The organism is Marinobacter metalliresistant (assembly GCF_038098645.1).
GTDB lineage: Bacteria > Pseudomonadota > Gammaproteobacteria > Pseudomonadales > Oleiphilaceae > Marinobacter > Marinobacter metalliresistant.
The window spans coordinates 2,606,255-2,631,690 of sequence record NZ_CP101118.1; the positions used below are offsets into that span (position 1 = coordinate 2,606,255).

The following is a 25,436-nucleotide window of genomic DNA, read 5'->3' on the forward strand; positions in this document are numbered from 1 at the left end:
CCTTGGACCAGCTTCCGAGTATAGCCCTGAAAACCTGTTTGTAAAACGTACAGCCGGTGCGTCGTTGACCCGCCGCCGTTAGCCTCAAACGTCAGACATACAGGTTCTTACGGGAGAAACGCTCTACCAGTGGTTGGTAAGCAGAACCCAGCAGACGGTTAAGTGCGTCGATGCCCCAGGCATCCGGACCCACCAGTATGCGGGATTCATTCTTCAGAATGCCTTTTACAATGATTTCGGCTGCCTTCTCCGGCGTGGTCATGGCCAGCTTGTCGAACCCTTTGCGCTGGGCGTCGGCATTTTCCGATTTACCCATGCGTGCAGCATTGGCGATGTTGGTCCGGATTCCGCCCGGGTGCACACAGCTCACCGCTACCGGCTGATTTTCCAGTTTCATTTCCTGGCGCAGGGCTTCAGTGAATCCACGAACCGCGAATTTGGCGGCGTTGTAGGCACTCTGTTTGGGCACACCGATCAGGCCAAACACGCTGGAAACGTTCACCACGTGGCCATCGCCAGAAGCAATGAGATGGGGAAGAAAGGCACGGGTGCCGTGGGCTACACCCCAGAAATCAATGTCCATGACCCACCGGAAGTCCTCGTCGGTCATCTCACGCACAGTGGCAGACAACGCAACACCGGCGTTATTGATCACCAGATTAACCTGTCCGAAGTCTTTCACAACGTCTTCTGCGTGGGCGTAGAGGGCATCGCGGTCAGAGACATCCAGCCGATAGGTCTTCACCTCCACGCCCGTGAGCGCCTCGGCGGTCTCGGCCAGGCCTGATTCATTGACGTCCGAAAGCGCCAGCCGGCAACCGCGGCCAGCCAGGGATATCGCAAGGGCGCGGCCGATACCCGAGCCGGCTCCGGTCACGACGGCAACTTTGTTGTTCAGATTTTTCATGGTCACAGGTCTCTTGTTGTGTGCTCTGGCAATTAAAGCAGGTACTCTAACAGCTGCCTGAGGGCGAGATATGGCTTTAGTGAACTTTGCCTCAAGGCAATCCGGCCACCCTCTGACGTGGCCCCGGGTTTTGGGTACAATCCGATACCAGCAGGCGGCTCATCGAACCGGCCTGCGCACCTTTCCCCGAATCAGTGGATTTCTTTATGGAATGGAGTCTTACGCATTTCTGGCTGATCCTGGCCCTGGTGCTCAGCCTCGCCGAACTGGCATCAGGCGTCCTGTTGCTTCTCGCCCTGGGAATCGCGGCAGCGCTGACATCCCTGCTGTCATTTCTGGGCGTGTCATTTGAGTGGCAGCTTGTTGGCATGGGCGCTTTCTCGGGGATCCTGGTACCGACTGCGATTCGCTGGATCCGCCCTCGCTTTTCGCCCCGGGGCGTGGCCTACGGCACGACAGGAACCGGCGTTGAGCAGGGTCGGCGCTACCAGACCCTGAAGCGGGACTTTGATGGCGCCACCGGCATCAGGGTCAATGGCGATTTTTACCGCCTGCGAGTCAGTGACACCGGAGACACCGACCTTCCGGAAGGAACCGACGTCATTTTCAGACAGTTTGACGGCACTACCGCCATTGTTCAGACGATCACACATAAGGAGCAGTAAGCATGGAATCGTATCTTTCACCCGGACTGATTATCAGTCTGGTTGTTGTCGTTATCGGTATTTTCATCATCGCCAAGGGCCTGGTGATCGTTCGCCAGTCCGAGGTTATGGTCATTGAGCGCCTGGGCTCATTCAATCGCATCCTCGAGAGCGGCGTGAACATCATTATTCCCTTCATTGAGCGGCCACGGCCCATCAGCATGCTCCGCTATGTGCGCATGGGCGAGGATTATCATCCAGTGATGAGCGATGAGATCCGGATTGACCGAAGGGAAACCGTTATGGACTTTCCGGGCCAGCCGGTGGTAACCACCGACAACGTCACTGTTAATATCAACGGTGCCCTCTACTACCAGATCATTGACCCTCGCCGGGCCGTGTACGAAGTCGCCAACATGAGCCAGGCGGTGGAAGTCCTCGCCAAGACCACCCTGCGTTCGGTGGTGGGCAAGATGGAACTGGACAAGCTGTTTGAATCCCGCAGCGAGGTGAACAATGCCATCCAGGCCGAAATGGAAGAAGCGGCCTCCAAGTGGGGTGTAAAGCTTACCCGGGTCGAGGTTCAGGACATCAGCATGCCCGAAGAGGTAGAAGAGGCCATGCGTTTGCAGATGGCCGCCGAGCGCAAGCGCCGGGCCACGGTGACCGAAGCCGAGGGTGAAAAGTCGGCCGCGATTGCCAAGGCACAGGGCCAGCGCGAATCGGCGATCCTCAATGCCCAGGGCGACAAGGAATCCGCCATTCTCCGGGCCCAGGGCGAGCAGGAGTCCATCCGCCTGGTGCTCAGTGCCATGGGGGATTCCGAAGACAACAAACAGACCGTTATCGGTTACCTGCTGGGGCAGAGCTACATCAAGGTTCTGCCCAACATGGCGAAGGACGGGGAGCGGGTGTTTGTGCCCTATGAATCCTCAGCACTGCTGGGCTCCATGGGCATGTTCCGTGAACTGGCGGGCAGCCCGGAAGACACGGTTCGCCAGCACCTCCAGCGTGACGGCCTGCGGGGCGGGCTGGTCGGCTCTGCGGGTAACAGTTAAGGCCTGGCATCCCGCAAAGGCGCTCTCAACCCAGCAGGTTATCCAGGGGTTGCTCGTAACTGGGCGCGAAGACCTTCAGGAAGTAGGCAACCTCTGGCAGCCCGTCCTCATCCAGCCGCCGGCGAATCTGGAGGGCAGCAGGCTCGAACTCCGTGTTGCCGGCCCGGATTTCCGCCCGGCACTTGAGCCACGCCGACAGCCGGTCGGCGGCCTTGATCAGTTCCCTGTCCTCCGCCGGTAACTGCGACTCGCGAATGTAGGGCGAAAAATCGTCTCTCAGATCCTCCGGCAACAAAGCCAGCAACTCGGCTTCCGCCTTGTGTTCGATATCCCCGAACGCCTCCCGCATGACCCGGGAATGGTATTTCACCGGTGTCGGCATGTCCCCGGTAATCACTTCGGTTGCGTCATGATAGAGCGCCGCTGCCGCAATCCGGTCAACGTTTGCATGGCCACCAAAATGCCGGTTGCGGATAATCGCCAGGGCATGGGCGAGGGTGGCCACTTCCCAGGAATGGGTAGCGACGTTCTCCTCAATGGCATTTCGCATCAACCCCCAGCGTTTGATCCAGCGCAGGCGGGAGACATAGGCAAAAAAATGGCTGACAACATCACCCATCAGTCACAGTCCTGTTTTATAAAAGTTGATAATCTTTTTATTCAAATCCGGGAATTCGCCGTGCTATTCTGAATAAGCATTCAATTGTTACATACCCGGGGGCATAGTGTTCGGTCCAGTGTCCTTCGTTCGGAATAGTCTGACGGCACTTTTCGCCGGCATCATGCTGGCGTGGTCCCCGATATCAGTCGCGGAAACCGAAATCACGGTCGGCGTATATCACTTCCCACCGGTCGCCAGCGTCGGTCCCGATGGCAAGCCAACCGGACTCCTCGGCGATCTGCTGGAAGAACTCGAACAGACCCACGAGGATATCTCTTTCAGGGTTGTCCACACCTCTCCGAAGCGCCGGTTCCTGGATTTCGACGCCAAGCTCTATGACGTGATGATCTTCGAATGCCCGGACTGGGGCTGGCGCGACAAAAAAGAGGTGAGCATCAGCCGCCCCATTCTGGCAGAGGAAGATTTCTACGTGGCGCTGAGAAAACCAGGCCGGGATCTTTCGTTTTTCGACGGCCTTCCCAACCACTCCATCGTGGTGATCTCCGGTTACCATTACGGATTTGCCGGTTATGAAACCGACAGTTCAGTACTTGAGCAAAAGTTCCGTATCGAGTTCTCGGACAGCCACAGCCGCAATCTTAAACTGATCAAGGCGGACAGGCCCTCCGTTGCCGAAGTGGCCGTCATCAGTCGCTCCTATCTGCAGATGCACCTCGCCAAGCATCCGGAGGACCGCGACACACTGCTGATTTCGGACAAACCGGATCAACGCTACCAGTTCGGTATTATTGCCCGCAAGGACGGCACCGCGAGTGCGGACGAAATACTGAAGCTACTGTCACCGCTGATAAAGAACGGCCGGTACCAGCGCCTCGTTGAAAAGTGGGGCCTGCGGCTGCCAGCCGACTTCCCGACCGGTGCCGAAGCGCCCTGAGCTCAACGAACGTCCAGGGCAAACGCAACGATCACGCTGCCATCATCACCAACCTCCGCACTGCGGGAGGGGTCGAGCAGGAATACCTGGTCAGCCGGGATCTTGTGAGTGTCCTGCAAGATACTGCGAAGCGCGACACCACGAGCCGAGGCGAGGTTACTCAGGGCCTCCGGAGCCAACGCCCGCTCTCCTGCAATGTATGCCTCCCGGGCCGCCTGCCACGCCGCCCCGGACAATTCCTGTTGGCCTCCTCCGGTCAACTCTTCACGCAGTAGCGCCAGGCCGTCGGCTTGAGGCGCGACACTGCCACGGATGTTCAGAAGCAGATTCGGCCGTTCCAGCAAGGCGTCCGCCAGTGCCGACAGTTTTTCCGCTTCACCCTCTGCCAGTTCAGTACTGCCGGGAACAAAGCCCACCTGGCCAAGCTCTTCGCCACTGAACCCCGCCAGCTCGACAATGGATCCCAGCATGCTGAATGGAGACGTTGCGGCTTTCGCCAGCAGGTTCACGAACGTCCGCATAACAACCTGACCGACACTGAAGTCTGGATTGGCAAGGTCACCGCTGACTGGCAAATTGACTTCGATAACGCCTTTCCGATCCCGCAGCAGGGCCAGCCCCAGCTTGACCGGAGCATTGACGGCCTGGTCACCCGGCACCGAAGGCCCCAGTTCAAGACGGTCCATGACCATCAGGTTAGAGGCATCGATCCGTGTACCGGCGATTTGATAATCGAGGTTGAGATCAAGCTTGCCACTGTCTACTCCGTACCCCAGGTATCGGCCGAAATAGGGCGAGAGCGTGGGCAGGGAAAGGTTCTGCATAATCAGCCGGAGATCGCTGACGCCCTCAGTACCGAGGGTGCCAATAGTGCCTTCAAAATCCAGATCCCCGACGCCGCCGACGCGGCCGTTTATCGACACCTTGCCCTCTTGCGGGGCGATATTGCTAAGCCCGGTGACACTGCCGTTCAGTTTATCGACCAAGGTCGTGAAGGCCGGCTGCAGCGTGCGATCCGTATAGGCCAGGGCGCCATCCTCAAGCATCAGCTGTCCAATCCTGAAGATAAACTCAGGCTCTGAATCGCCCGCTTTCTGCTGGCCGGAAGAGGGGGCGTCCTGGTTGCCAGAGGCAGACCTTCTGACGATCCGCTCAACGTTATGGACGCTGTCCGCATTACGAACCACATTGATTACCGGCTGTGCCAGGGTCACTGTGCCGATTTCCAGACGAGCGGGATAAACATTGTATTCGATGGGCGCCAGGCGCAGGGTTTGCCAGGACACCAGCCGCTCGGAACTGTCGGGCAACCGCACACTAAACCCGGCCACTTCCGCGGTGCCGCTGAAAGTGCCGGTGAGTGGCTCCTGCTGGCCGTCCAGGTCCAGATTGCCATCTACTCCGAGGCTTCCACTGACAATGGCAAGATTTGCGCCCTCCTGAACATAGGATTCAAAGGCAGCCAGTTGCACCCCGGCCCCGGAAATGGCGGCTTCCAGGGTGAATGGCGAGGGGGTTACCTGACCCGTCAGTGACAACTGTCCGCCACTGGCCAAGGTGCCCTGCATCTTATACGTCACCGGTTCTTCCAACTGATGACTGATTGCCCCGGTGGACACCGATAACTGCTCCAGCGTCAGTTCCACAGGATTCTCCGGTTGGTTATCCTGCCAGAGAACCCGGCTGCCAGACAGGGTCACGCCCGCCACAGACCACCAGAATGGCTGCCCGGTGACTACCGGCCCTGCCCCACCATTCGATGGCTCGCTGGCTTGGGGGTCTGAAGTCAGTGGCACCAGCCAGTCAATCTGGCCGGTCTCACTCCGGGCCAGCGCCAGATCCAGGTTCTCCAGGGAGACCTGGCCCACGTTGATTTCACGCGCGTTCAGATCAAATCCGATGGCATCGACAGACAGGGTTCCGTTACTCAACCGGACCTGCTCGCTCTCCTCATTCAGGGCAATGGCAAGGTCCTCGAGCGCCAACTGACCGTTGCTGGTCTCCAGGTAGAAGACCTCACCGGCCTGCACTTCATAGTCGGAACTGAGGGTGACACTTCCGCCTCGCAGATCGTAGGGAAAGTAGGGGCCCAGGAAGTGAGCGATGGTTTCATAGCCCACCGAAGACATCTTCAGGGAACCGCTGGAATAGAGCGGCGCGATACTGAGATCCCCCGCCCACTCAACGGTCTGGCGGTCCAGTGCGGCGTTCAGGGAGTAGTCGCTATTCTGGCCCTCACGGCGCCAGGTGGCGAGGTCGTTCAGGGTCAGATCCAGTGGCGTTACCCGGAATTCAGCCATTTGCCGCTTGCTGAAATCCCGGAACAGCAATTCGCCGCCATTCACGACGATCTGCCGGAAATAGACGCGGGGTAGCCCAGTACTTTCTTCAGCGGCAGGCGGTCCCGCTGCCCCGACAGGTTCAGGATTGGCATTTTGCCAGTCCCGGGCAAAATTGACTCTGTAATCCTTCAGCAGGTCAACCCGGATAAAGGGTTCTTCCAGCTGAATCGACTCAAAGCCGGCGACGCCACGGATCAGCTGAAAGAAATTCATGTCAACCAGCAACCGGTCGAAACCAACCACCGGCTCGCCGTTACTGTCCCTGGCCGAAAGCCCGAGCGCTTCGACACTCAGCGTATAGGGATTGGTGCTGATGCCGGTTACTTCCGCCTGCCACCCCAGCCGCTGGTCCAGCTGTTCGGGTATCGACCGCTCCAACCACCAGGGGAGGAGCAGGAAACCCGCAAGGGTGTACAGAATCAGAAGGACCAGGAATACGATCAACAGATTCCTGGGAACACGACTGCGTTGACGGCTCTGGGCCACGGACATCTCCTCATAAGCGGCGGAATCCCGGGGCAATCTTGCCCACCTGCCTGTTCACAAGGATAGTCGGCCTGACGCCACTTTGTCAGCTCCTCAGGTGCTGATCGGGCAGGACCCGCTCTTTCGCCCGGGCCCATGGCAATGCGCAAAGGGATACTGGCCGAATTGCAACCCGGTACGACACACGGAGCGCTGACAGGCGGCCCTGAACCCGATATGCTCGGCAGTCGTGGTTATCCCGTGTCATTAACACGAGCGAGCGAGAGGAAGGTCTATGAACATCGGCGACATGCGTCGTGATTTCGAAAGTGAGGGTCTGGATCGCGACACCCTGGACAACAACCCGGTCAGGCAGTTCCAGACCTGGTTCGAGGATGCCCGGGAGGCCGGCATTCTGGAGCCCAACGCCATGTCACTGGCCACAACGGGGCGGGATGGCATGCCGGATCTCCGAACCGTGTTGCTGAAATACTTTGACGAACACGGCTTTGTTTTCTATACCAACTACGGCAGCCGCAAGGCCCGGGAGATGGATGAAAACCCGCAGGCCGCCCTGCTGTTTCCCTGGATCGGCCTCAACCGTCAGGTCAGGATTCAGGGCCAGGTGGAAAAAGTCAGCAAATCAGAATCACTGCGCTACTTCGCATCCCGGCCAAGAGGCAGCCAGATTGGCGCCTGGGTCTCCGAGCAGAGCAAGGCCATCACCTCACGGGGGCTGCTTGAGCAGAAGCTTGCCGAGGTGAAACGCAAGTTCACCGAGGGTGAAGTGCCCCTGCCCGGTTTCTGGGGCGGTTACCGGGTGGTTCCCGAGCGCATTGAGTTCTGGCAGGGCCGGCCCAGCCGGCTTCACGACCGCTTTGAATATGTGAGGGAAGGCGATGGCTGGCTCATCCAACGGCTACAGCCCTGACCCCCGGCCAGCCATCTGGCTGTGCCATCAGACCGATGGAATCGAGGCGCCCCCTCCGGCCTGGCTAACCGGGTACGAACGGGATACGGTCGGAAAATTCAGCGGGCCCCGTGAACGGGAATATCTGACCAGCCGCTGGCTGATTCGCCAGGCAATCGGCAAATCCGCCAGCCTGCCTGCGCATCAATGTTGTCCCGTGGACGGTCGCCCCACTGTTTCAGGCCGCCCCGATGGCTGGCAGCTATCGCTCAGCCACAGCCACGGTTTGTCCGCCTGTGCCACTCGTGCCAGCTCTGCCATTGGCCTGGACCTGGAACCCTGCCAGCGCCACCCGCAATGGCAGAAGGTGGCCAGGCGCTGGTTCACCCCGGTTGAACAGGAATGGCTGTTCCGGGAAGACGACCCCAATGCGTTCCTGAAGGTCTGGACCCTGAAAGAAGCCTGGCTGAAAGCCACCGGCCGGGGTATTGCCGGTAACCTGCAGACGCTGGAGGTGCGCAAGAATTTCGAAATCTACGGAGACCAGCCCGACGAGGACTGGCAGGCTTCCTGCTGTTATATCGAGGGCTACCTGGTGACCCTGGTATTCCGTGGAAGCCGGCCGCAATGGCCTGACATCACCCTGCTGGAACCACCGCCCGGCGATTTCAGCCTGGTGGATGCGGTATCGATGGAGGCTTCCTGGGAGCCGCTGTTCCAGCGTACCATCCGCCCGACAGGCTGCTAGTGTTCTGAACCAGGCGGAGATAACAAAGGCCACTCTATATGGATAATCCCGAACGCTGTCCCTGGTGCGGAAATGATCCGCTTTACGTGCACTATCATGACACCGTATGGGGGCGCCCCGAATACGACGACCTCGCACTGTTCGAAAAACTCTGCCTGGATGGCCAGCAGGCCGGCCTGAGCTGGATCACCATCCTGCGAAAACAGGAGAGTTACCGCGCGGCCTATGATCACTTCGATCCGGAAACAATCGTAAATTACGGTGAAGCCCGGGTGGAGGAACTGCTGGCCGACCCAGGCATCATTCGCAACCGACTAAAGGTTCGGTCGATCATCAAGAATGCCCGGAGCTATCTGGATTTGCGGGAACAAGGCATTGGCTTCAGCGATTTTCTCTGGTCCTTTGTCGAAAACCAGCCGGTTCAGAACCGCTGGCGCTCACTGGCAGAAGTGCCTACGGCAACCCCTGAATCCGAGGCCATGTCCAAAGCCCTGAAACGGGCTGGCTTTACCTTTGTCGGCCCTACCATTGTCTATGCCTTTATGCAGGCCACCGGCATGATCAACGACCACTTGGTACAGTGCCCGCAACATCAGGAATGCTATTTGCTGAGCCAATGATCTCAATGGACTGGAGGGTCGTACGTTCTGGAGTGTTTTAAACCCCGGAGCTTGACCATGAGAATCACCCTCAACGAACTCAGAAGCAGAAAACGTGATTGCTGTAGCTAGGCTCGCCATTCTCGTTGGCATTGCCGGGCTGATCCCGTTTATCGCGATGATCGCGGGGCTGTTTTTCATGCCCCAACACGGTGTCGCGCTGATTGGTTACTTCTACCTTTACAGCGCCGGCGTCCTGGCCTTCATGGCAGGGGTGTACTGGCCCATTGCCATGCAGCTCGATAATTGCAGCTATCCGGTGTCGCCACTGGTAACCATGCTGCTCAGCCAGGTATTCTTTGTGGCCGCCGGTATTGGCTTACTGTTGCCCACCTCGGGACAGGTCCTCCTGTACACCACCGCTTACCTGGCACTCTACCTGGTGGATGCAGGATGGATGCGGGCGTACTGGCCGGTATGGTATCTGCGGCTACGCCTGGTGCTTACGTCGGTAGTGGTGGTATGCCAGCTGTCCGCAGCAGCCTGGCTCTTCCTTATTCCAGCCCACTGACCTCCTGTGCAGCTCAGGCTGCAACAATGGCGTATTCGTGGTTATGGGGCTCAATGAGCACGCCATGCAAGGCCACGATCGCCTTCTCGTAGTCGTCCTCATCCACCACAAACTGGACATCCACCTGGCGCATGCACTGGTGCAGGGCCAACACACTGATCTCCTCATCCGCCAGTGCTTTCACGGAACGGGCAAGAATGCCCGGCACCTTCATGTCGCTGCCGATGGCAGACACCACAGCCACCTTGCGGGTGTTGATCTCGGCATTGGGGAACTCTTCCTTCAGGGCCTTAACCACACGTTTTACGTGCTTCAGGGTGCTGCCCACGTAGTGGGTGATGGTATTGGCGTTGGTGTCCTTGGACATGAAACGCACCTTGAAGCGGCCCAGTACGTCCAGAATACGGCGATCCGAACCCGGCTCGCCCTGCATGTCCTGATCGAATACTTCCACAGCAAACACGCCCTTGGCGCCGGCGATAATCTCCACCTGCGGTTTTTCACTGACATAGTCGCCGGTGATCAGGGTACCGGTGTGCTCCGGCTCAAAGGTATTCATCACCCGCAGCGGGATTTCGTTCTGGCGCAGACCCTTACCGGCGCGGGGATGAATAGCCTCCATACCCAGGTTGGCCAGCTGGTCGGCAACGTCGTAGTTGGTGCGACCCAGGGGCACCACCTTGTCCGCGCCCACGATGTTGGGATCGGCGGAACTCAGGTGGTATTCCTTATGGATAACCGCTTCCCGGGCCTCTGTGATCACCGCCACCCGGCTGAAGGTCATCTCGCTGTAGCCCCGGTCGAAGGTGCGCATCAGACCTTCCTTGCACTGGGCGTAGCCGGTAACAATCGGTAGCTCACGACTCAGATCCACCGCGTCGAAGGCCTGTTTCAGCTTTTCGTCCAGCGGCAGCAACTCATTGTCACGCCACCCGGTCAGATCCACAAAGCGGGCATTGATGCCTTCCTGCTGGAGCTTCAGGGCGGTGTTAAAGGCGCTGTGCGCCTCGCCAATGCCGGCCAGCATCTCACGCACCGTCAGCAGGTGTTCTTCCAGCTGGAACTGGCCGTAGGAGCACAGACGCTGCAGGTCGATCAGGCAGCCCCGTACGCCTTCAACACGATCGGTGATGAACTGGTCTGCCTGTTGTTTCAGCATCGGATCGACAAACAGCTCGCCGTTGATGTCGGTCAGAAACTTCACCAGCTTGGTGAGATCGTCACCCCAGGCCCAGTCCGACTCGGCATCCGCAAACAGGGCATATACGCCCGGCTCGCCGGTTTTCTTGTGTTCCAACAGCTCGTTGGTCACCCCGCCATAGGCGGACACCACGTAAATGCGCTGGTACAGGTCGTCCTTGCTGCGATTACCGATAATGATGTTATCGCGGACGGCCTCGTAATTACTCATCGACGTACCGCCGATTTTTTCAACGGTATGTAGTTGGCTAGTCATAGGTTTGCCTTCGCTATCCTGCAGCATGAATGTCCGGAGGTGCGCGGCGTCTTACGACGCCTCGCTGAGCCCTTCCTGCATGATTTCGTCCACACTTTTGGCAAGCAGTGCGGCACCTTTTTTCAGGTCATCCTCACTGGTTGTCAGCGGCATCAGGCACTTGATGACTTCATCATTCGGACCACTGGTCTCAATGATCAGGCCGTGCTCAAAGGCACGTTTGGTAATCGGGCCTGTGATATCCGCGTGGCTTGCTTCGATACCACGCATCAAACCGCGCCCCTTCATTTTGAACTGACCGGGGTACTTGTCGCAAATCACCTGCAGGGCGTCGCTCAGTACCTTGGTCTTGGCCTTTACCTCATTGGCAAACGCATCGTCTTTCCAGTATGTCTCCACGGCGGTGCGGGCCGTGATAAAGGCCATATTGTTACCACGGAAAGTGCCGTTGTGCTCGCCCGGATCCCAGACGTCCAGCTCCGGCTTGAACAGTACCAGCGCCATCGGCAGACCGTAGCCACTGAGGGACTTGGAAACGGTGACAATGTCAGGCTTGATGCCGGCAAACTCAAAGCTGAAGAACTCACCGGTACGGCCATTGCCCGCCTGGATATCGTCCAGGATCAGCAGGATGTCATGCTTCTTGCACAGCTCGGACAAACCCTTGAGCCATTCCGCACGACAGGCGTTCAGGCCACCTTCGCCCTGAACCGCTTCCACGATCACCGCTGCCGGCAATTCAAAGCCGGACGACCCATCGCTCAGCAACTTGTCCATGATGGCGAGACTGTCCACGTCGTCGCCCAGGTAGCCGTCGTAGAACATGAAATCAACATTACCCAGCGGCGTGCCGACACCACCGCGGTGATGCTTGTTACCAGTGGTGGCGACCGCACCCATGGTGACACCGTGGAAACCGTTGGTGAAGGAGATGATGCCGCTGCGGCCTTTTACCTTACGGGCCAGCTTCAGGGCCGCTTCCACACAGTTGGTACCGGTAGGGCCGGTAAACTGCATTTTGTAGTCCAGGCCACGGGGGTCCAGGATGTGCTTCTTGTAGGATTCCATGAAGTCATGCTTGGCCGTGGTAAACATGTCCAGGCCCTGGCTCACGCCGTCTGCTTCGATGTACTCGATCAGCGCTTGCTTCAGGATGTCGTTGTTGTGGCCGTAATTCAGGGAACCGGCACCGGCCAGAAAATCCAGGTATTCCTTGCCGTCCTCGGTGTACAGGTGCGCGTTCTTGGCGCGGTTGAAGATGACCGGAAACGCACGGCTGTATACACGTACTTCGGATTCAGTCGACTTGAAAATTTCCATTGTCTTGCCTCTTAGCATGTCAGGTTCGAGGTAGGTGCGCGGTGGCGTATCAAACAAATGCAGATTCGGTCGCGATAGGCCCCGGGCGTTGGTTAAAGCCTGTTGGCAGACCTACCTCAGTGGCCTGCCGGCTAATCCAAATCACAGCTTTACAGTCGTTCACAGCCCTGCCATCACGTAGTAGGACCGATCCTGGACCGGGCTCTCAGACTGGCTTCGTGAAGGGCCCGATGCGCAGCAGAAACTCGGAATCATGCTGCCCGCCAAAGTGGGTCTCTTTCTCGAAGTGCTCGTGGTAGGTGAGCTCGGCTCCCATATCACGGGCGAATGACCGGAACAGCGCCCATGAGGCCTCGTTGTCTTCGGTGATGGTCGTCTCCATATGGGTGACGTCCTTACACGCATCACGACCGACGATTTCCTTGAGCATGCGCTTGGCGAGGCCCTGTCCACGACCTTTCTCGTGAACCGCCACCTGCCAGACAAACACGGTATCGGGCTGTTGGGGAGGGATGTATCCGGAGATAAAGCCGACCAGATCGCCTTCCTTCTCCGCGGCCACGCCGGTTTCAGCGAAGTGGCTGCACTGCAACAGGTTGCAGTAAATCGAGTTGGGGTCCAGCGGCGGGCATTCTGCCACCAGCTGGTGGAGCCTGAAGCCATCATCCTTCACCGGAGTGCGAAGCATGATGGCGGTGGTATTCGATCCTTCTGATGTCATAGCGTGATCAGTTCGTGTCAAAAAGTTAGTGTTGAATTATATAGACCACAAAATATATTTCAAGTTAAGCCCTGAACCTGCCCGACGGGGTGCCCCGGCTCACTCTTTCAGAATAGCCCGGATTGTCCCATTCGCCAGTGACAAATTGATTAAACAGTGGAAGGAAAAACGATATCCGCGCGACTCAGGGACGTGCCACTTCGGGGGCGTGCCACTGGGCATCCGGTTCCGATAGAAGACCCCCGCTGCCGAACCGGCCTGCCAATGACTCGGGACCCCATGCACCACAAAAATCTTTAGGCCTCCAAATATCAGGCCTGGCGCGCCGCCAGGGAACGCCCCGCCAGGCGTCGAAGTACCAGCGGAACAAAGAACCCGGCCGTACAGATCAGAAAGCCCCAGGCGTTTACGCCCAGCAGCATGGCGTACTTGCCTTCACCAATGGCCCAGCCTGATGGAATCAGGCCCACAGCCAGCAGAACCCCCAGGCTCAGACCGGTCCAGAAACTCAGATGAAAACTCCAGGGTGACCAACGGGTAAAGCGATAAAACAGGAACACCGGCGCCAGCCCCATCACCATGGTGCCGGATATGGTGGTGGCCTTGAGGATATCGGTGCCGGCGAACATCGGCAGGTTGCCCGCGAAGGCGAAGATAATCATCACCACCGCCCCCACACGAATGCCGGGAAGGCGATCCTGCGCCCGCCGCGCGAGCCGCGGCAGATCCACAGCGAGCGATTTCGCCAGCGAGGTGAAGGTGGAATCGAGTGTTGAGCCGGCCGAGGTCATCATTACCACACTCATGAAGAACAAGGCCGCCAGCCCCAGGGACTGCCCTACGGCTGCCGGCGCATTACCCATGGCCTCGATTCCGTTCAAACGGGCATGAACACCAACCAGACTGAAAATAAACACCGCCACAAAGCCCAGCAGCCCCGCGACCACAAAGCTCTTGAGCATGGTTTTTTCCTTGTTCACAAAGCCCCGGTCGGTCAGTACCGGGTCATGAAACGGATAACTGAACATCTGCAGCAGGGCCACCAGCAGCAGATCAAAGCCGGCATCAAGCCTGAACTCGCCATTGCTCAGCAGGGCACTGGTATCGTTGGCCGGAATAATCAGGAACAGCACCGCTCCGACAAAGAACACAAACACAAAGGCCTGGATCACGTCGGTAAAGATCGAGGACCGCAACCCGCCTTTCAGGCTGTAGGCCAGGGTAAATACCGTGAACACCATCGCCGCTGTGTAGTACTCCCACTCGCCCGGCAACCCGAAATAGCCACCGACCACGGCGGTGTTGCTCCACACCTCATTGTATAAACGGATCAAAATCGCAGCGGCAAACGCCAGCGCCGCAAACCGCCCGAACCGGGAGGTCAGGAAATCCTGAAGGCTACGGGCACCGGTCTGGGTCCGGATCAGGTAGATGATGTAACCGGCTACGGGAATCGACAGCCAGTAACTCGCGTAAGCCAGGCCGCCGGTCACGCCATAGGCCGCACCGAGGTTAGCCGCGTTGGTGACCGACTTGGCGAAGATCCAGCTGATAAAAATACTGGCCGTCAATGACCACTGCCCCACCGGATTGCCGTTATCGTCCGCGCCCTTGTAAAACGAATTCGCGTTCTTGCTCTTTGGCGACAGCACGTACATCACCACGCCGTACACCAGCAGGAATCCCCAGAACAGGGAGGCTTCGGTAAAATTCATTGTCTTGTTCCTGGTTCGTTATTTCCGGGGCCCTGCCCGGGGTTTCTGATTTGGGTGGTGACGGCGCTGGCCGGGAAGGGGCTCAAAAAAACGCCCGTGAATACGTCCCTGTAGGGCTCGGTCGCGATATCCGCGACCAGTCCTAAAAAACTAACCAGGAGCCGAACAACTGGCCCCAAACCGGTAACAGGAAAAACACCGGTGATGCCGCAGCATAATGCGCTCGTCCATACTCTCGGCCAACGAGCCCCCGAGGTCATACTGCGGATCATCATCCACCAGCGTGCAGGCATACACCCGAACCCGGTCACCCTTCTTCACCAGCATCCGGGTGTAGGTGCACATAAAGTGCGCCCGCGACTCCTTGGTCGGATACTTCTCCATACAGGTCTCGGTAATCTCCGGGCTGCCGTCTTCCGAACCGGGCGTACCAAGGTCCGGAAACGCGGTAAACGCCAGGTTCTCGGGAATATGCCAGTCACGGAAAATCGCCCGGAAAACCGCTTCCACATCCGACGGGATTTCCTCAGGATCGGTCTGGCGGGCAATCGACACCTTGAAACCCTGCTCAATCAGCCAGCGGATACCCTCCAGCGCCAGATCAAAGCTGCCTTCACCGCGGTCCTTGTCGTGCCGGGCGCGGTCCGGGAAATCCAGGCTAACCCGGAAGTGGATCGGGTAGGGATTGTCCAGCAACGGCAACACCTGGTGCCGGCGTTTGCGCAGCGGCTCGGTGGCATTGGTCAGCACGAAGCAGGGCCGGTGCTGGCTGGCGTAATCCAGGATGTTGACAAAGTCCCGGATCACGAAGGGTTCGCCGCCGGTGAAGGAAAACTGCTCCACGCCCATATCGATGGCTTCGTGGATAAAGGGTTTCACATCGCTGAGCTTCATGCCGGGAATGCGGCCGTCACCGGGATGGGAGCCTTCCAGACAGAACGGGCAGGCCAGGTTGCAGGCGGTGCCGGTATGAATCCACAGCTCCTTCAGCCTGTGCGCATCAATGTAGCCCCGGGGGTCACCGTTGCGGGTGTGGGTCCAGCTGTCGAACGCCCGGGGCTCCAGGACCTCCACAGCCGGAATACGCCTTCTGCGGGCCGTGGGGGTTTCAGTCAGGGACATAGAGACTCCTCGGTGCTTTTGTGTCTTTGCCGCGACGCCAGCCGTGCAGCTTTTCCAGCAACTTCAGGATGCCCGCGGGAGCATGGGCGCGCTTCCATTCACCGGCAGCGTATTTGGCGGATTCGTTCCAGGTCGGGTACGGATGGATAGTACCCAGGATCTTGTTCAGGCCAAGGCCATGTTTCATTGCCAGGGTGAATTCCGCGAGAATTTCACCGCCATGAGAACCAACCACAACCGCTCCAAGAATCTTGTCCTTGCCCGGCGGTGTGAGCACCTTGATAAAGCCATGGTCTTCGCTCTCAGCTATAGCGCGATCCAGGTCATCCAGGCCGTAGCGGGTGACCTCGTAGGCAACCCCCTTCTCTTTGGCCTCGGCCTCACTAAGCCCAACCCGCGCCACTTCCGGTGAAGTAAACGTCACCCAGGGCATCACCCGGTAATCCACCCGGAAGCGTTTGAACTGCCCAAAGAGGCCATTCACGGCGGCGTACCAGGCCTGATGGGCGGCAGCGTGGGTAAACTGATACGGGCCAGCCACATCGCCACAGGCAAACACGTTCGGGTAGCGCAGGCTCATGTCCTCTTCCACCGGTACGGTGCCGTTGGGCAAGGTATCGACACCAATCCTGTCCAAATTCAGGCCGGCGGTGTTTGCCGCACGGCCAACGGCCACCAGTACCTGATCGAAGGGAATGCGTACCCGCTCACCTTCATGCTCGCAGTAGACGACCTTCTCGTCTTCTTCTTTACGGAACTCCACCGCAGAATGTTTCAAACGGACATCCACACCATCAGCCTGGAACTGCTTGAGGACCAACTCGGAGACATCGACATCCTCCTTTGCCAGCAGGCGCTCCCCCATCTCAATCTGAGTCACCTTGCTGCCCAGCCGGGCAAACGCATGGGCCAGCTCGGAACCGATCGGACCACCGCCCAGTACCAGCAGGCGCCCCGGCTGCTCCTGCAATTCCCACAGGTTATCGGAGGTCAGCGGCTGCATGTCTTTCAAGCCCGGAATCGGCGGCATGGCTGGCTTCCCACCGGTGGCGACAACAATGCTGCGCGCGGTCAGCCGTTCGGTGCGGCCGTCGTTATGCCTGACTTCCAGCTCCCAGGGCGATACGAAGCTGGCCTCGCCAGAGATGCAGTCCACACCCAGTTTGCGATAACGCTCGGGGGAATCGTGAGGCTCCACCTGGGCGATCACGTCCTGGACGCGGTTCATGATGCTCCTGAACGAGCCGTTCACCGGCACTGACTCCAACCCGTAACGGTTGGCATGGCGCAGGGTATCTGCTGCCTTGGCACTGCGGATCAGCGCCTTGGAGGGCACGCAGCCGGTGTTGAGGCAGTCGCCACCCATTTTGTGCTTTTCGATCAGGGCCACTTTCGCCTTCACCGCCGCTGCGATGTAGGCCGAAACCAGGCCGGCAGAGCCACCGCCAATCACCAGCAGGTTGTAATCGAAGCTTTCGGGCTTCTTCCAGCCGGCATAGACCTTGCGGCGACGAATGAAGCCCACCACAAACTTGGCAATCAGCGGGAAAAGTCCCAGCAGGGCAAAGGCAAGCAGCAGGTCGGCCGAGACAATGTCACCGGTGGACCGGATCTGCCCGAGCTGGGTGCCTGCATTTACGTAGACGAAGGTTCCCGGAAGCATGGCAATCCAGCTCACCAGGGCATAGGTGCGCAACTTCATGGCAGTCAGGCCCATCGCCAGGTTGATCAGGAAGAACGGGAAGACCGGCACCAGACGCAAGGTTGCGAGGTAGAAGGCACCGTCTTTTTCGATGCCACGGTCCATTTTCGCCACGGTCTCGGCATAGCGCTTGCGCAAGGTATCGCGCATCAGGAAGCGGGCCACCAGAAACGCCAGAGAGGCACCGATGGTGGAAGCAATCGACACCGCCGCCAGGCCGTACAGGTTGCCGAAAAAAGCACCGCCCGCCAGGGTCATGATCGTCGCTCCGGGCAGTGACAGCGCGGTGACCACTACATAGATGGCCACAAACCCGAGCACCGCAGTCGTCAGATTCTGCCCAATCCAGCTTTCCAGAAGCTGCTGGTTATCCTTGAGATTCTGCAGCGTCAGCAGTTCATTACCACCGCTGGCGATAAAACCGATGATCACCGCCACGATCAACGCGACCAGAATCCATTTTTTCGATGTCATGTAATAATCCTTGTTACCCTTAATAATGTAGTACCGCAGAGACACGCCAGTTGCGGAAGTGTTACATCCGGCCCTTCTGTTTCGCTTCTTTGCTTCTTTCGCAGGTTTAAAGAAGTTGTACGTCGTTCAGGCCGGCATTGTGTCAACGATTGCTCATGAATATCTAACAATTTGGTCACGGCCCCTTGCATGGTGTACGCAGGGAACTTTTCGACAGCTGTCAGAACTTACTGCTATTCTTGAGCAGTTGTTCACAATAGGAAACAGCGATGTCGGATCCAGACACCCCCAGGGAAGCAACACTGATTCAAAGCCTGAAAGCGGGCGACAATCAGTCCTATCGGGAAGCGGTGCGCGTTTACACACCCGGGATGCTGGCGGTCGCCCGGTTCTATCTGGACCACTCCAGCGCCGAGGAAATTGTCCAGGATTGCTGGGTTACCGTGATCGATGCCATTCAAGAGTTTGAAGGCCGGTCGGGCCTGAAAACCTGGCTGCACCGGATTGTTGCCAACCGCTGTAAAAACAGGCTTCGTTCCAGCAAACGGGAAGTGGCCACCGATTTTTCCGAAAGCCTTGAGCCGGAGCTGGCCAGCCGTTTTAATTCCACTGGCCGCTGGGATCTGCCGCCAAAGCTGCAGTTTCACGAATCCGCGGACACACTGATGGAAAATGGTGCCCTCAGCGATTGCCTGGACAAACACCTTTCCGCGCTACCGGAAACCCAGCGCTCCGCCCTGATGCTTTACGAGGCTCACCAGCACAAATCCGACGATGTCTGTAACATTCTGGATGTCAGTGCCTCTAACCTTCGTGTCCTTTTACACCGTGCAAGGCAAAAAATCTTTCTGATGGTCGAAACCTTCCAGGAGACGGGCGAATGCTGATGTGCAGGGATCTGGCCGTAATTGCCAGTGATTACATTGATGGCGAACTGGCTGGTCGGCAGAGCCTGTCCGTGAAAATGCACCTGATGATGTGCAAGGACTGCCGAACCTTTATCGGCAATCTGCGGGCGAGTACCGAGCTGATGAAGGCTCACTCCTCGGCCCAGCCGGACGAGGAGCTGCTGCGCAGGATCGACGAACGTGTGACCGAGGCACTTAACGCACTGAAATCCCGGGGCAGCGATAGTTAATAACCCGTCAAACCCTGTTTTTTTGATGTCAGTGATTACCTGGTATATTCAGAGCTTCTGTTTTGCTGAATTCGCTTGGCCTGATTACGCTTTATCTGCTCCGCTTTGAGCTTATCCGCCCAACTGTCCACGTCGATCGGAACAGTCCCGGTAATCTCCAGGGAACGATCTTCCAGCACCTGCTCCAGACCCTGCGCCTGCCGCTGATAGATAACCTCGTCCCGGTGATACAGCAACGCCTCGATCTGGGGCCGGAAGCAACGCACTATCGCCGTCAGCCAGCGATTGACCGGCCAGCTGGGGTAGGCGTGATCAATGGCAAACTGATCCAGCACTCGAATGATCGTCTCCGCAGGCAGCCAGCTCTCATCGGTTACCCAGCGGTTTACGGCAAACAGGTCGGTAGGGTAACCCCAGGCGTCCATGGAAACTGCGACCAGGTGCGCCACCCTGTCCTCACCCGTGGGCCCCATCACCGGCTCTATCCCTTCAGGCAATGCCGCATTACGAAGAAACAGGTGGAAATGCCCATGCTCGGCGTGGTCGTCCCGGTGAGCATGGTAGTAATACTGGGACGCGGTTTCCCGGTCATAGACGTCCTCTTTCGGGTAGTGGTCCATCTCGTAAAAAGGGCCCTGGCCTTTGAGCACCTCACCAACCACATTTAACCCGCCTTTCTCCAGCACCCGGTAGCACTCCCGGATATCGTCAATGGCCGCCAGACTGGTCAACACCTGGTTATCCGTGAGACTCGCCAATTTGGGAATACCAAGTTCCGTCATTATCTCTTATCTCCTTACCCGCGCGGCTCCGGGAGTTCCCGGAAGCCGCGCGCGTCCGACTGGTCTATTCACCTCAGGCAGCGGCATCTGCCAATCGTTTCCCGGCATTGGCCGAACAGGGGTTCTTCGCTGCACAGGGATTTTTGGTCGCGCACGGATTTTTCGTGGCGCAGGGGTTTTTGGTGGCGCAAGGGTTACAGGCGCCACATTTGCCACCCTTCAGGGCACAGGGATTAGCTGCAAGCTGCTTCTGAACCTTGCCCATGTACGCCGTGAGCGCCGCCAGCTGTTCACCGCTCCAGTCCAGAGGCTCTGCCGCCATGGGCTGAACCATACAAACCTGGACCATCTCATCCAGATGCACCGAATCCATGCCAAATATGTCCCTGGCCATGGCCACGGAATGCGGATAGGCATTGGCAAAGGTTGCGTTGTAGCCAGCGCCATCGTTGTGGCAGGTCGCGCAGGACAGGCCGTTGCTGCTGAGGGAAGGATCGTTAAACAGCTTCTCCCCCAGAGCCATCAGCTTGCAGGGATTCCCCTCATAAGGTTGATAGTTGGCTGGTCGAGTGACCTTTTTGGCAGCACAGGGGTTGGGTTTGGCGCCACACTTGCCCGTAGCTGCGCAGGGATTACAGCCTTTCACAGCGCAGGGATTACAGCCCTTGGTGGCGCATGGGTTCTTGTTGGCACATGGGTTCTTCACGGCACAGGGATTTTTAGTCGCGCACGGGTTTTTGGCCGCGCACGGATTGCAACCGGCCTTACAACCAGCTTTGCAGTGCTGCCCGGCCTTGCACTTGCTCTTGCAAGGAGAGCACGGATTGCAGGCGGCAACCGCCAGCCCGCCGGTGCCAAGCATGGCAGTCATCAATGCAGCGGACCACCAGGCAGTGCGCTGATGTTCATAGGAAATGCGAATGGCTTTTCTAAGAGGATGTATCGTGGACATGGTCTCTCTCCCTGATCATGGAGTTATGGGTTGGGCCCTCGGAGCCCGTCACCGCACAAGGGGCGGTCATGAAGGAGACACATGAGTTCCGGAACTATTACACCAGTTTTCAAAATTAATCGGCCTCATAAATCCGGGTGTCGGGATGAAAGGTGTACCAGGCGAACCAGAAGGCTCTCGTGGCAGGAAGCAGCTTGCCCGACGCATCCCGCAGCTCCGCCGACGGCACCTCCGGATCGTAGTGGATTCGTACCGCCTTGCCGCCGATCCGGTCTTCTAGAACAGCACCGTGGTCCGCCAGTTCGGGGAATGGCCAGGCTTTGCTCTCGCCATTATGGGTCCAGCCCAGCACCCAGGTTTTCGGGTGATACTTCCGGCTGGTGTGGGTGACGGGAAAGTAAAGCCGCTCAGAATGATCGTAATCCCCGTAAGGCGACATCCGGTAGTTGCGACTGTGGCCGGTGTCTGTTGAGAGCACCTGTCCGTCAGAGCCAACCCGTTCCTGCCACCTTCCCCAGAGTTCATGGCGAATGGCGACAGGCGTCAGCTCAGTCCCGGCCAGCGGGCCTGAAATTGCCCGCCCTTCAATCTGTGACCATAGGGATTCGGTTTGATGGTCATACATCAGCAGATCACTGTTATACAGCAGACCCGACACACCAAAGGTCAGGTGACGACCCTCAACCTCCGGATCGAACGCCATGCCGGTTCCGCACAACGGGCAGAAGGTAATCAGCAGCGGCGTACCGTCAAGGTCATGATTGACGATTTCGTGCCAGTTCAGAATGCCGATGGGGTATGCAAAGCGGGCGTCTCCGTCATCAAAGGTCAGCATCAGGTCATCGGCGCGCCAGGGCAGGCTATCGGCGGGGCGCTCAAATTTTGGATCGTCTATTGAGGGGATGCCATCACGAGGTGGCCCACCACGGAGGATTTCATCAACCGGCACCCGTGCGTTGCTGACATCAAATCCGTTTTTGCTCTCGGCAATGGCCGGCTGTGTTGCCCAGAGCAAGAGAGCAATCAGTACCGAACCAATCATGTTATCCATGCTCACGATTCACCTCCTGATATCCCCAGCTCCATCAGACACTGCTCCAGCCTGATGGCCCGCAAGGTGAGAGACCCCTGAACAACCGAAGTGTTACGACGCGCCTTTCTGAAACTGAATTTTTTGTGCTTCTTCATGCACCCTCTGCTCCGCGGCCTCGGCTGGCCGATGTAACAGAGTTCCCCGATGTTTGTCTATTCTATTGGCATAACTTAAGAAAAACCGGGGTAAAATATGCTGTTGAACTGGCTCTCCAGGCGCCTGGCCGCCTACCTTTCCAAGGAAGTTTCCCGGCACTCCACCCGAACCTCCACCTGGGAAGCCATGGTAAACACGCTTGAGCCCGGAGACGTTCTGCTGGTAGAGGGTAATACGCGAATCAGTGTTGCCATCAAGTATCTGACCCAGTCCACCTGGTCTCACGCGGCACTGTACCTGGGGCCGGATGCCGGTCTCGGAACCTCGGACGATGGTGAAGCCCACGTACTCATAGAGGCAGACCTTGAGGCAGGTATCCGCCCGCTTCCCCTGTCTTTCTACCGAAATACCCATACCCGCATCTGCCGTCCGGTCGGACTTGATGAAGACGACATTCACGCGTTGACGGACTATGCCCTAAGCCGCCTCGGCCACCAGTACGACATGAAAAACGTGTTTGATCTGGCGCGTTACCTGTGGCCGACACCGCCGGTGCCGACGCGTTACCGGCACAGACTGCTGGCGTTCGGAAGCGGCGATCCCACGCGGGCCATCTGTTCCACCTTTATTGCAGAAGGCTTCCAGCAACTGCGCTATCCGATCCTGCCAGTGGTGAAAACATTTCCCGCCAACGATCCGGACTGTGAAGACTGCGAGATCGAGCGCTTCCGGATCCGGCATCCCTCCCTGTTCACACCGAGGGACTTTGATGCCTCACCTTATTTCCGGATTATCAAGCCCACCATTGAGGGCAACTTCGATTACCGGGCAATCGACTGGGAGGACCGGTAACCCTCAGGTGTCGGGCGACCGAGCAGAAAGCCCTGGAGTTCATCACACCCTGAGGTCAGCAGCCAGCTGGCCTGGGCTTCTGTCTCCACGCCTTCGGCAATGACCTCGCAGCCAAGGCTGTGAGCCATGGAGATCATGGTGCGACAAAGCACCTCATCCTGTTCGTTATCCGGCAATCCGATGACAAACGCCCGATCGATCTTGATGCGTTTGACCGGCAGTGCTTTCAGGTAGGCCAGCGACGAGTAACCGGTACCAAAGTCATCGACCGCCAATAATACGCCCAGTGCCCGGAAGCGCTGAAGAATCTTCAGCGCCATGGTGACATCTTCCATCAGCGCGGTTTCGGTGATTTCCAGTTCCAGACAGTCCGGTGCCAGATTGTGGGACTGCAAAATGTTTTCGATGGTTTCAGCCAGAGACGGGTCTGCCAACTGGCGGGCGGATATATTGACGGCCATGCGTCCCTCGAATCCCTGTTCAACCCAACGTTTCATGGTCACAACGGCCTGTTCAACGACCCACAAACCCATAGGGATAATCAACCCGGTCTGCTCCGCAACCGGAACAAAGTCAGCCGGAGACACAAGACCATCAGCGGGATGGCGCCAGCGCAGCAGGGCCTCATACCCTACACAACGACGTAGCCGGTCAAACTGGGGTTGATAGTGGAGCTCGAATTCCCGGTGCTCGATAGCGGTACGCAAATCCCTCACCAACGTCTGATGCCGTTGAATCTGTTCGCCGAAATCCGAAGCAAAGAACTGGACCTTCTGATCCGGCGATTTCTTCGCCCGGTGCATGGCGATCTCGGCGTGGCTCAGCAGGGTCTCGGCGTCACTGCCATCCATCGGAGCAACGGCAACACCAGCGCTGATATGGCATTCATGACTGAATCCCCCAACCTGGACTGGCGCAGTACAGGCACTGATCACATCAGCAATATCCGCTTCCAGATGTACCTCTGGCTTGTCTTCGCGGGCCGTAAACCACAAACCGAAGACATCACCGCCCAGCCGGGATACAAAACCCGGCTCCCGGCTGAAACGGCCAAGCCTCCGCGCCACCTCCTGCAATACCCGATCACCCGCCTGGTGGCCCGCAAGCCCGTTGAGTGCCTGAAACTCATCAAGACCAAACACCACAAGCGCACTGGCTGCCGCATCGTGTTTGCCCGCCTCCGCCAGATACTGCGTAATCCGTTCTTCAAACAGGTTACGATTGGCCAGCCCGGTGAGTTGATCGTAAAGGCTCCGGATCTCCAGTTCCTGCTCGGTGCGCTTCAGTGAACGGGTCCGCTCCATCAGCAACTGATCGAGGCGCTGGTTCAGGGACTGCAGGCGGTTCAGGTAAGACGCATTCTGTTTCAACATGCCGTTAAACGCGCCCTCAACCTCCCCGAACTCATCACACCGTTCCGGCTGCCGGACGTAGCTCAGGGGGTGCTCGGCATCGGTGCCGGCCTGGATAATACGGCTGCGTAGTCTCAGTAAAGGTGACAGCATCATGCGATCGACCACGGCCATGGTGACAATGGTTACGAAAATGGCAATCAGCAACGACAGCCCCGAAATGCGAGCTACGAACGCGGTCAACTCCGCCGAGACACCGGTAACGTCCACCCGCGCCCGCACCGGGTAGTCGCCGAGCCATTGGCCCTCCCGCCAGGCAATCTCCAACCGGATACCTTCGGGCCGCTCAAGATCCCGCAGCCGCCCCAGGGCATCGCCCGGCTCCCTGACCGCCTCACCAGCGCGTAACCACTGGTCACCCACCATCAGCTCGATACCCGTTAACCGTGAGCTTTCGAGCAAATGCTCAAGCGAGTCGGCGGTTACCGAGCCTGACTTTGTAGCCAGATAGGTTTTGATGGCCTGTTCAGCGACGGTGGCATGCTGGCGTAACAGGCTCTCTTCGTAATTTCGATAAGACGGAATCAGAATCACGAACTCGATGACCAGGATCGCCACAAAGGCGGCCACGGTCAGGTTCCGGCACAGCCGACAGGCAACAAGTTGTCTGGCCCAGTTCATCAGCGATTGCCAGTTGGTCCGACCGAAACCAGTGCCTTCCCTCGCACCGTCAAAACCTGCTTCCATCCCAGCCGGCCACCTCATTGCACTGTCTCCCGTTGATTGGCGTACCCGTTGATTCCACGTACTATCGACACAACAGGCTTACGGTTGTTACACCCCCTGTCCCTGCACGTCCAC

The 25,436-nt window shown here is 58.2% G+C and carries 23 protein-coding genes; 10 read left to right on the forward strand and 13 right to left on the reverse strand.

Going from position 1 to position 25,436, the window contains the following annotated elements:
- Positions 1-91 precede the first annotated feature (91 nt).
- Complete coding sequence (locus NLK58_RS12245; RefSeq protein WP_341580854.1) at positions 92-907, reverse strand: SDR family oxidoreductase; 816 nt, start codon at positions 905-907, stop codon at positions 92-94.
- A gap of 206 nt (positions 908-1,113) precedes the next feature.
- On the opposite strand from NLK58_RS12245, the gene NLK58_RS12250 reads away from it, so the two are divergent.
- On the forward strand, positions 1,114-1,572 hold the full coding sequence (locus tag NLK58_RS12250; RefSeq protein WP_341580855.1) for a nodulation efficiency, NfeD-like protein: 459 nt from the start codon (positions 1,114-1,116) through the stop codon (positions 1,570-1,572).
- A gap of 2 nt (positions 1,573-1,574) precedes the next feature.
- Complete coding sequence (locus NLK58_RS12255; protein ID WP_341580856.1) at positions 1,575-2,609, forward strand: SPFH domain-containing protein; 1,035 nt, start codon at positions 1,575-1,577, stop codon at positions 2,607-2,609.
- 25 nt (positions 2,610-2,634) lie between these two features.
- On the opposite strand, the gene yfbR is transcribed toward NLK58_RS12255, so the two are convergent.
- Positions 2,635-3,228 carry a 5'-deoxynucleotidase gene (yfbR, locus tag NLK58_RS12260; RefSeq protein ID WP_341580857.1) on the reverse strand — a complete coding sequence of 198 codons (594 nt, stop codon included), beginning with the start codon at positions 3,226-3,228 and terminating at the stop codon, positions 2,635-2,637.
- A 163-nt stretch (positions 3,229-3,391) separates the two neighbouring features.
- Here yfbR and NLK58_RS12265 point away from each other — a divergent pair, with 163 nt between their 5' ends.
- Positions 3,392-4,165 (forward strand): transporter substrate-binding domain-containing protein, encoded by a 774-nt coding sequence (locus NLK58_RS12265; RefSeq protein ID WP_341580858.1) that lies wholly within the window; start codon positions 3,392-3,394, stop codon positions 4,163-4,165.
- A gap of 2 nt (positions 4,166-4,167) precedes the next feature.
- Here NLK58_RS12265 and NLK58_RS12270 read toward each other — a convergent pair whose 3' ends face one another.
- Positions 4,168-6,999, reverse strand: a complete 2,832-nt coding sequence (locus tag NLK58_RS12270; protein ID WP_341582800.1) for a DUF748 domain-containing protein — start codon at positions 6,997-6,999, stop codon at positions 4,168-4,170.
- A gap of 268 nt (positions 7,000-7,267) precedes the next feature.
- Between NLK58_RS12270 and pdxH the strand changes: the two genes are divergently transcribed.
- From pdxH to NLK58_RS12290, 4 genes are all read left to right on the forward strand, one after another.
- On the forward strand, positions 7,268-7,903 hold the full coding sequence (gene pdxH, locus NLK58_RS12275) for a pyridoxamine 5'-phosphate oxidase (RefSeq protein ID WP_341580859.1): 636 nt from the start codon (positions 7,268-7,270) through the stop codon (positions 7,901-7,903).
- Positions 7,872-8,630 carry a 4'-phosphopantetheinyl transferase superfamily protein gene (locus NLK58_RS12280; RefSeq protein ID WP_341580860.1) on the forward strand — a complete coding sequence of 253 codons (759 nt, stop codon included), beginning with the start codon at positions 7,872-7,874 and terminating at the stop codon, positions 8,628-8,630. The genes pdxH and NLK58_RS12280 overlap by 32 nt, the downstream gene beginning before the upstream one ends.
- Before the next feature lie 38 nt (positions 8,631-8,668).
- Positions 8,669-9,250: a DNA-3-methyladenine glycosylase I gene (locus tag NLK58_RS12285; RefSeq protein WP_117618791.1), complete on the forward strand. Its 582-nt coding sequence runs from the start codon at positions 8,669-8,671 to the stop codon at positions 9,248-9,250.
- 94 nt (positions 9,251-9,344) lie between these two features.
- Positions 9,345-9,800 (forward strand): DUF3429 domain-containing protein, encoded by a 456-nt coding sequence (locus NLK58_RS12290; protein ID WP_341580861.1) that lies wholly within the window; start codon positions 9,345-9,347, stop codon positions 9,798-9,800.
- A 13-nt stretch (positions 9,801-9,813) separates the two neighbouring features.
- Here the strand turns inward: NLK58_RS12290 and NLK58_RS12295 are convergent, their stop codons facing one another.
- From NLK58_RS12295 to NLK58_RS12320, 6 genes are all read right to left on the reverse strand, one after another.
- Entirely contained in the window at positions 9,814-11,256 is a 1,443-nt protein-coding gene (locus NLK58_RS12295; protein ID WP_341580862.1) for an aspartate kinase, read from the reverse strand.
- A gap of 51 nt (positions 11,257-11,307) precedes the next feature.
- The gene (ectB, locus tag NLK58_RS12300) at positions 11,308-12,576 is read right to left on the reverse strand and encodes a diaminobutyrate--2-oxoglutarate transaminase (protein WP_341580863.1); all 1,269 of its coding nucleotides are present in this window, start codon (positions 12,574-12,576) and stop codon (positions 11,308-11,310) included.
- A gap of 205 nt (positions 12,577-12,781) precedes the next feature.
- Positions 12,782-13,297 carry a diaminobutyrate acetyltransferase gene (ectA, locus tag NLK58_RS12305; RefSeq protein ID WP_341580864.1) on the reverse strand — a complete coding sequence of 172 codons (516 nt, stop codon included), beginning with the start codon at positions 13,295-13,297 and terminating at the stop codon, positions 12,782-12,784.
- Between the two features lie 311 nt (positions 13,298-13,608).
- The gene (locus tag NLK58_RS12310; protein ID WP_341580865.1) at positions 13,609-15,012 is read right to left on the reverse strand and encodes a sodium:solute symporter; all 1,404 of its coding nucleotides are present in this window, start codon (positions 15,010-15,012) and stop codon (positions 13,609-13,611) included.
- 150 nt (positions 15,013-15,162) lie between these two features.
- Positions 15,163-16,134 carry a radical SAM protein gene (locus NLK58_RS12315; protein WP_341580866.1) on the reverse strand — a complete coding sequence of 324 codons (972 nt, stop codon included), beginning with the start codon at positions 16,132-16,134 and terminating at the stop codon, positions 15,163-15,165.
- Positions 16,121-18,310: an FAD-dependent oxidoreductase gene (locus NLK58_RS12320; RefSeq protein ID WP_117618800.1), complete on the reverse strand. Its 2,190-nt coding sequence runs from the start codon at positions 18,308-18,310 to the stop codon at positions 16,121-16,123. The genes NLK58_RS12315 and NLK58_RS12320 overlap by 14 nt, the downstream gene beginning before the upstream one ends.
- Before the next feature lie 269 nt (positions 18,311-18,579).
- Here NLK58_RS12320 and NLK58_RS12325 point away from each other — a divergent pair, with 269 nt between their 5' ends.
- Positions 18,580-19,197, forward strand: coding sequence for an RNA polymerase sigma factor (locus NLK58_RS12325; protein WP_117618801.1), 618 nt, complete (start codon positions 18,580-18,582; stop codon positions 19,195-19,197).
- Positions 19,191-19,448 carry a zf-HC2 domain-containing protein gene (locus tag NLK58_RS12330; RefSeq protein WP_117618802.1) on the forward strand — a complete coding sequence of 86 codons (258 nt, stop codon included), beginning with the start codon at positions 19,191-19,193 and terminating at the stop codon, positions 19,446-19,448. Before NLK58_RS12325 ends, NLK58_RS12330 begins: the two co-directional genes overlap by 7 nt.
- Before the next feature lie 35 nt (positions 19,449-19,483).
- Here NLK58_RS12330 and NLK58_RS12335 read toward each other — a convergent pair whose 3' ends face one another.
- From NLK58_RS12335 to NLK58_RS12345, 3 genes are all read right to left on the reverse strand, one after another.
- Entirely contained in the window at positions 19,484-20,230 is a 747-nt protein-coding gene (locus NLK58_RS12335) for a DUF6969 family protein (RefSeq protein WP_205422185.1), read from the reverse strand.
- Between the two features lie 73 nt (positions 20,231-20,303).
- A complete protein-coding gene (locus tag NLK58_RS12340) occupies positions 20,304-20,753 on the reverse strand; it encodes a cytochrome c peroxidase (protein ID WP_341580867.1) in 450 nt (149 codons plus the stop codon).
- 544 nt (positions 20,754-21,297) lie between these two features.
- On the reverse strand, positions 21,298-22,233 hold the full coding sequence (locus tag NLK58_RS12345; protein ID WP_341582801.1) for a DUF3179 domain-containing protein: 936 nt from the start codon (positions 22,231-22,233) through the stop codon (positions 21,298-21,300).
- 234 nt (positions 22,234-22,467) lie between these two features.
- On the opposite strand from NLK58_RS12345, the gene NLK58_RS12350 reads away from it, so the two are divergent.
- Positions 22,468-23,223: a YiiX/YebB-like N1pC/P60 family cysteine hydrolase gene (locus NLK58_RS12350; protein ID WP_341580868.1), complete on the forward strand. Its 756-nt coding sequence runs from the start codon at positions 22,468-22,470 to the stop codon at positions 23,221-23,223.
- Here the strand turns inward: NLK58_RS12350 and NLK58_RS12355 are convergent.
- Positions 23,193-25,340 (reverse strand): EAL domain-containing protein, encoded by a 2,148-nt coding sequence (locus NLK58_RS12355; protein WP_341580869.1) that lies wholly within the window; start codon positions 25,338-25,340, stop codon positions 23,193-23,195. The two genes, NLK58_RS12350 and NLK58_RS12355, sit on opposite strands and share 31 nt — an antisense overlap.
- Between the last annotated feature and the right edge of the window lie 96 nt (positions 25,341-25,436).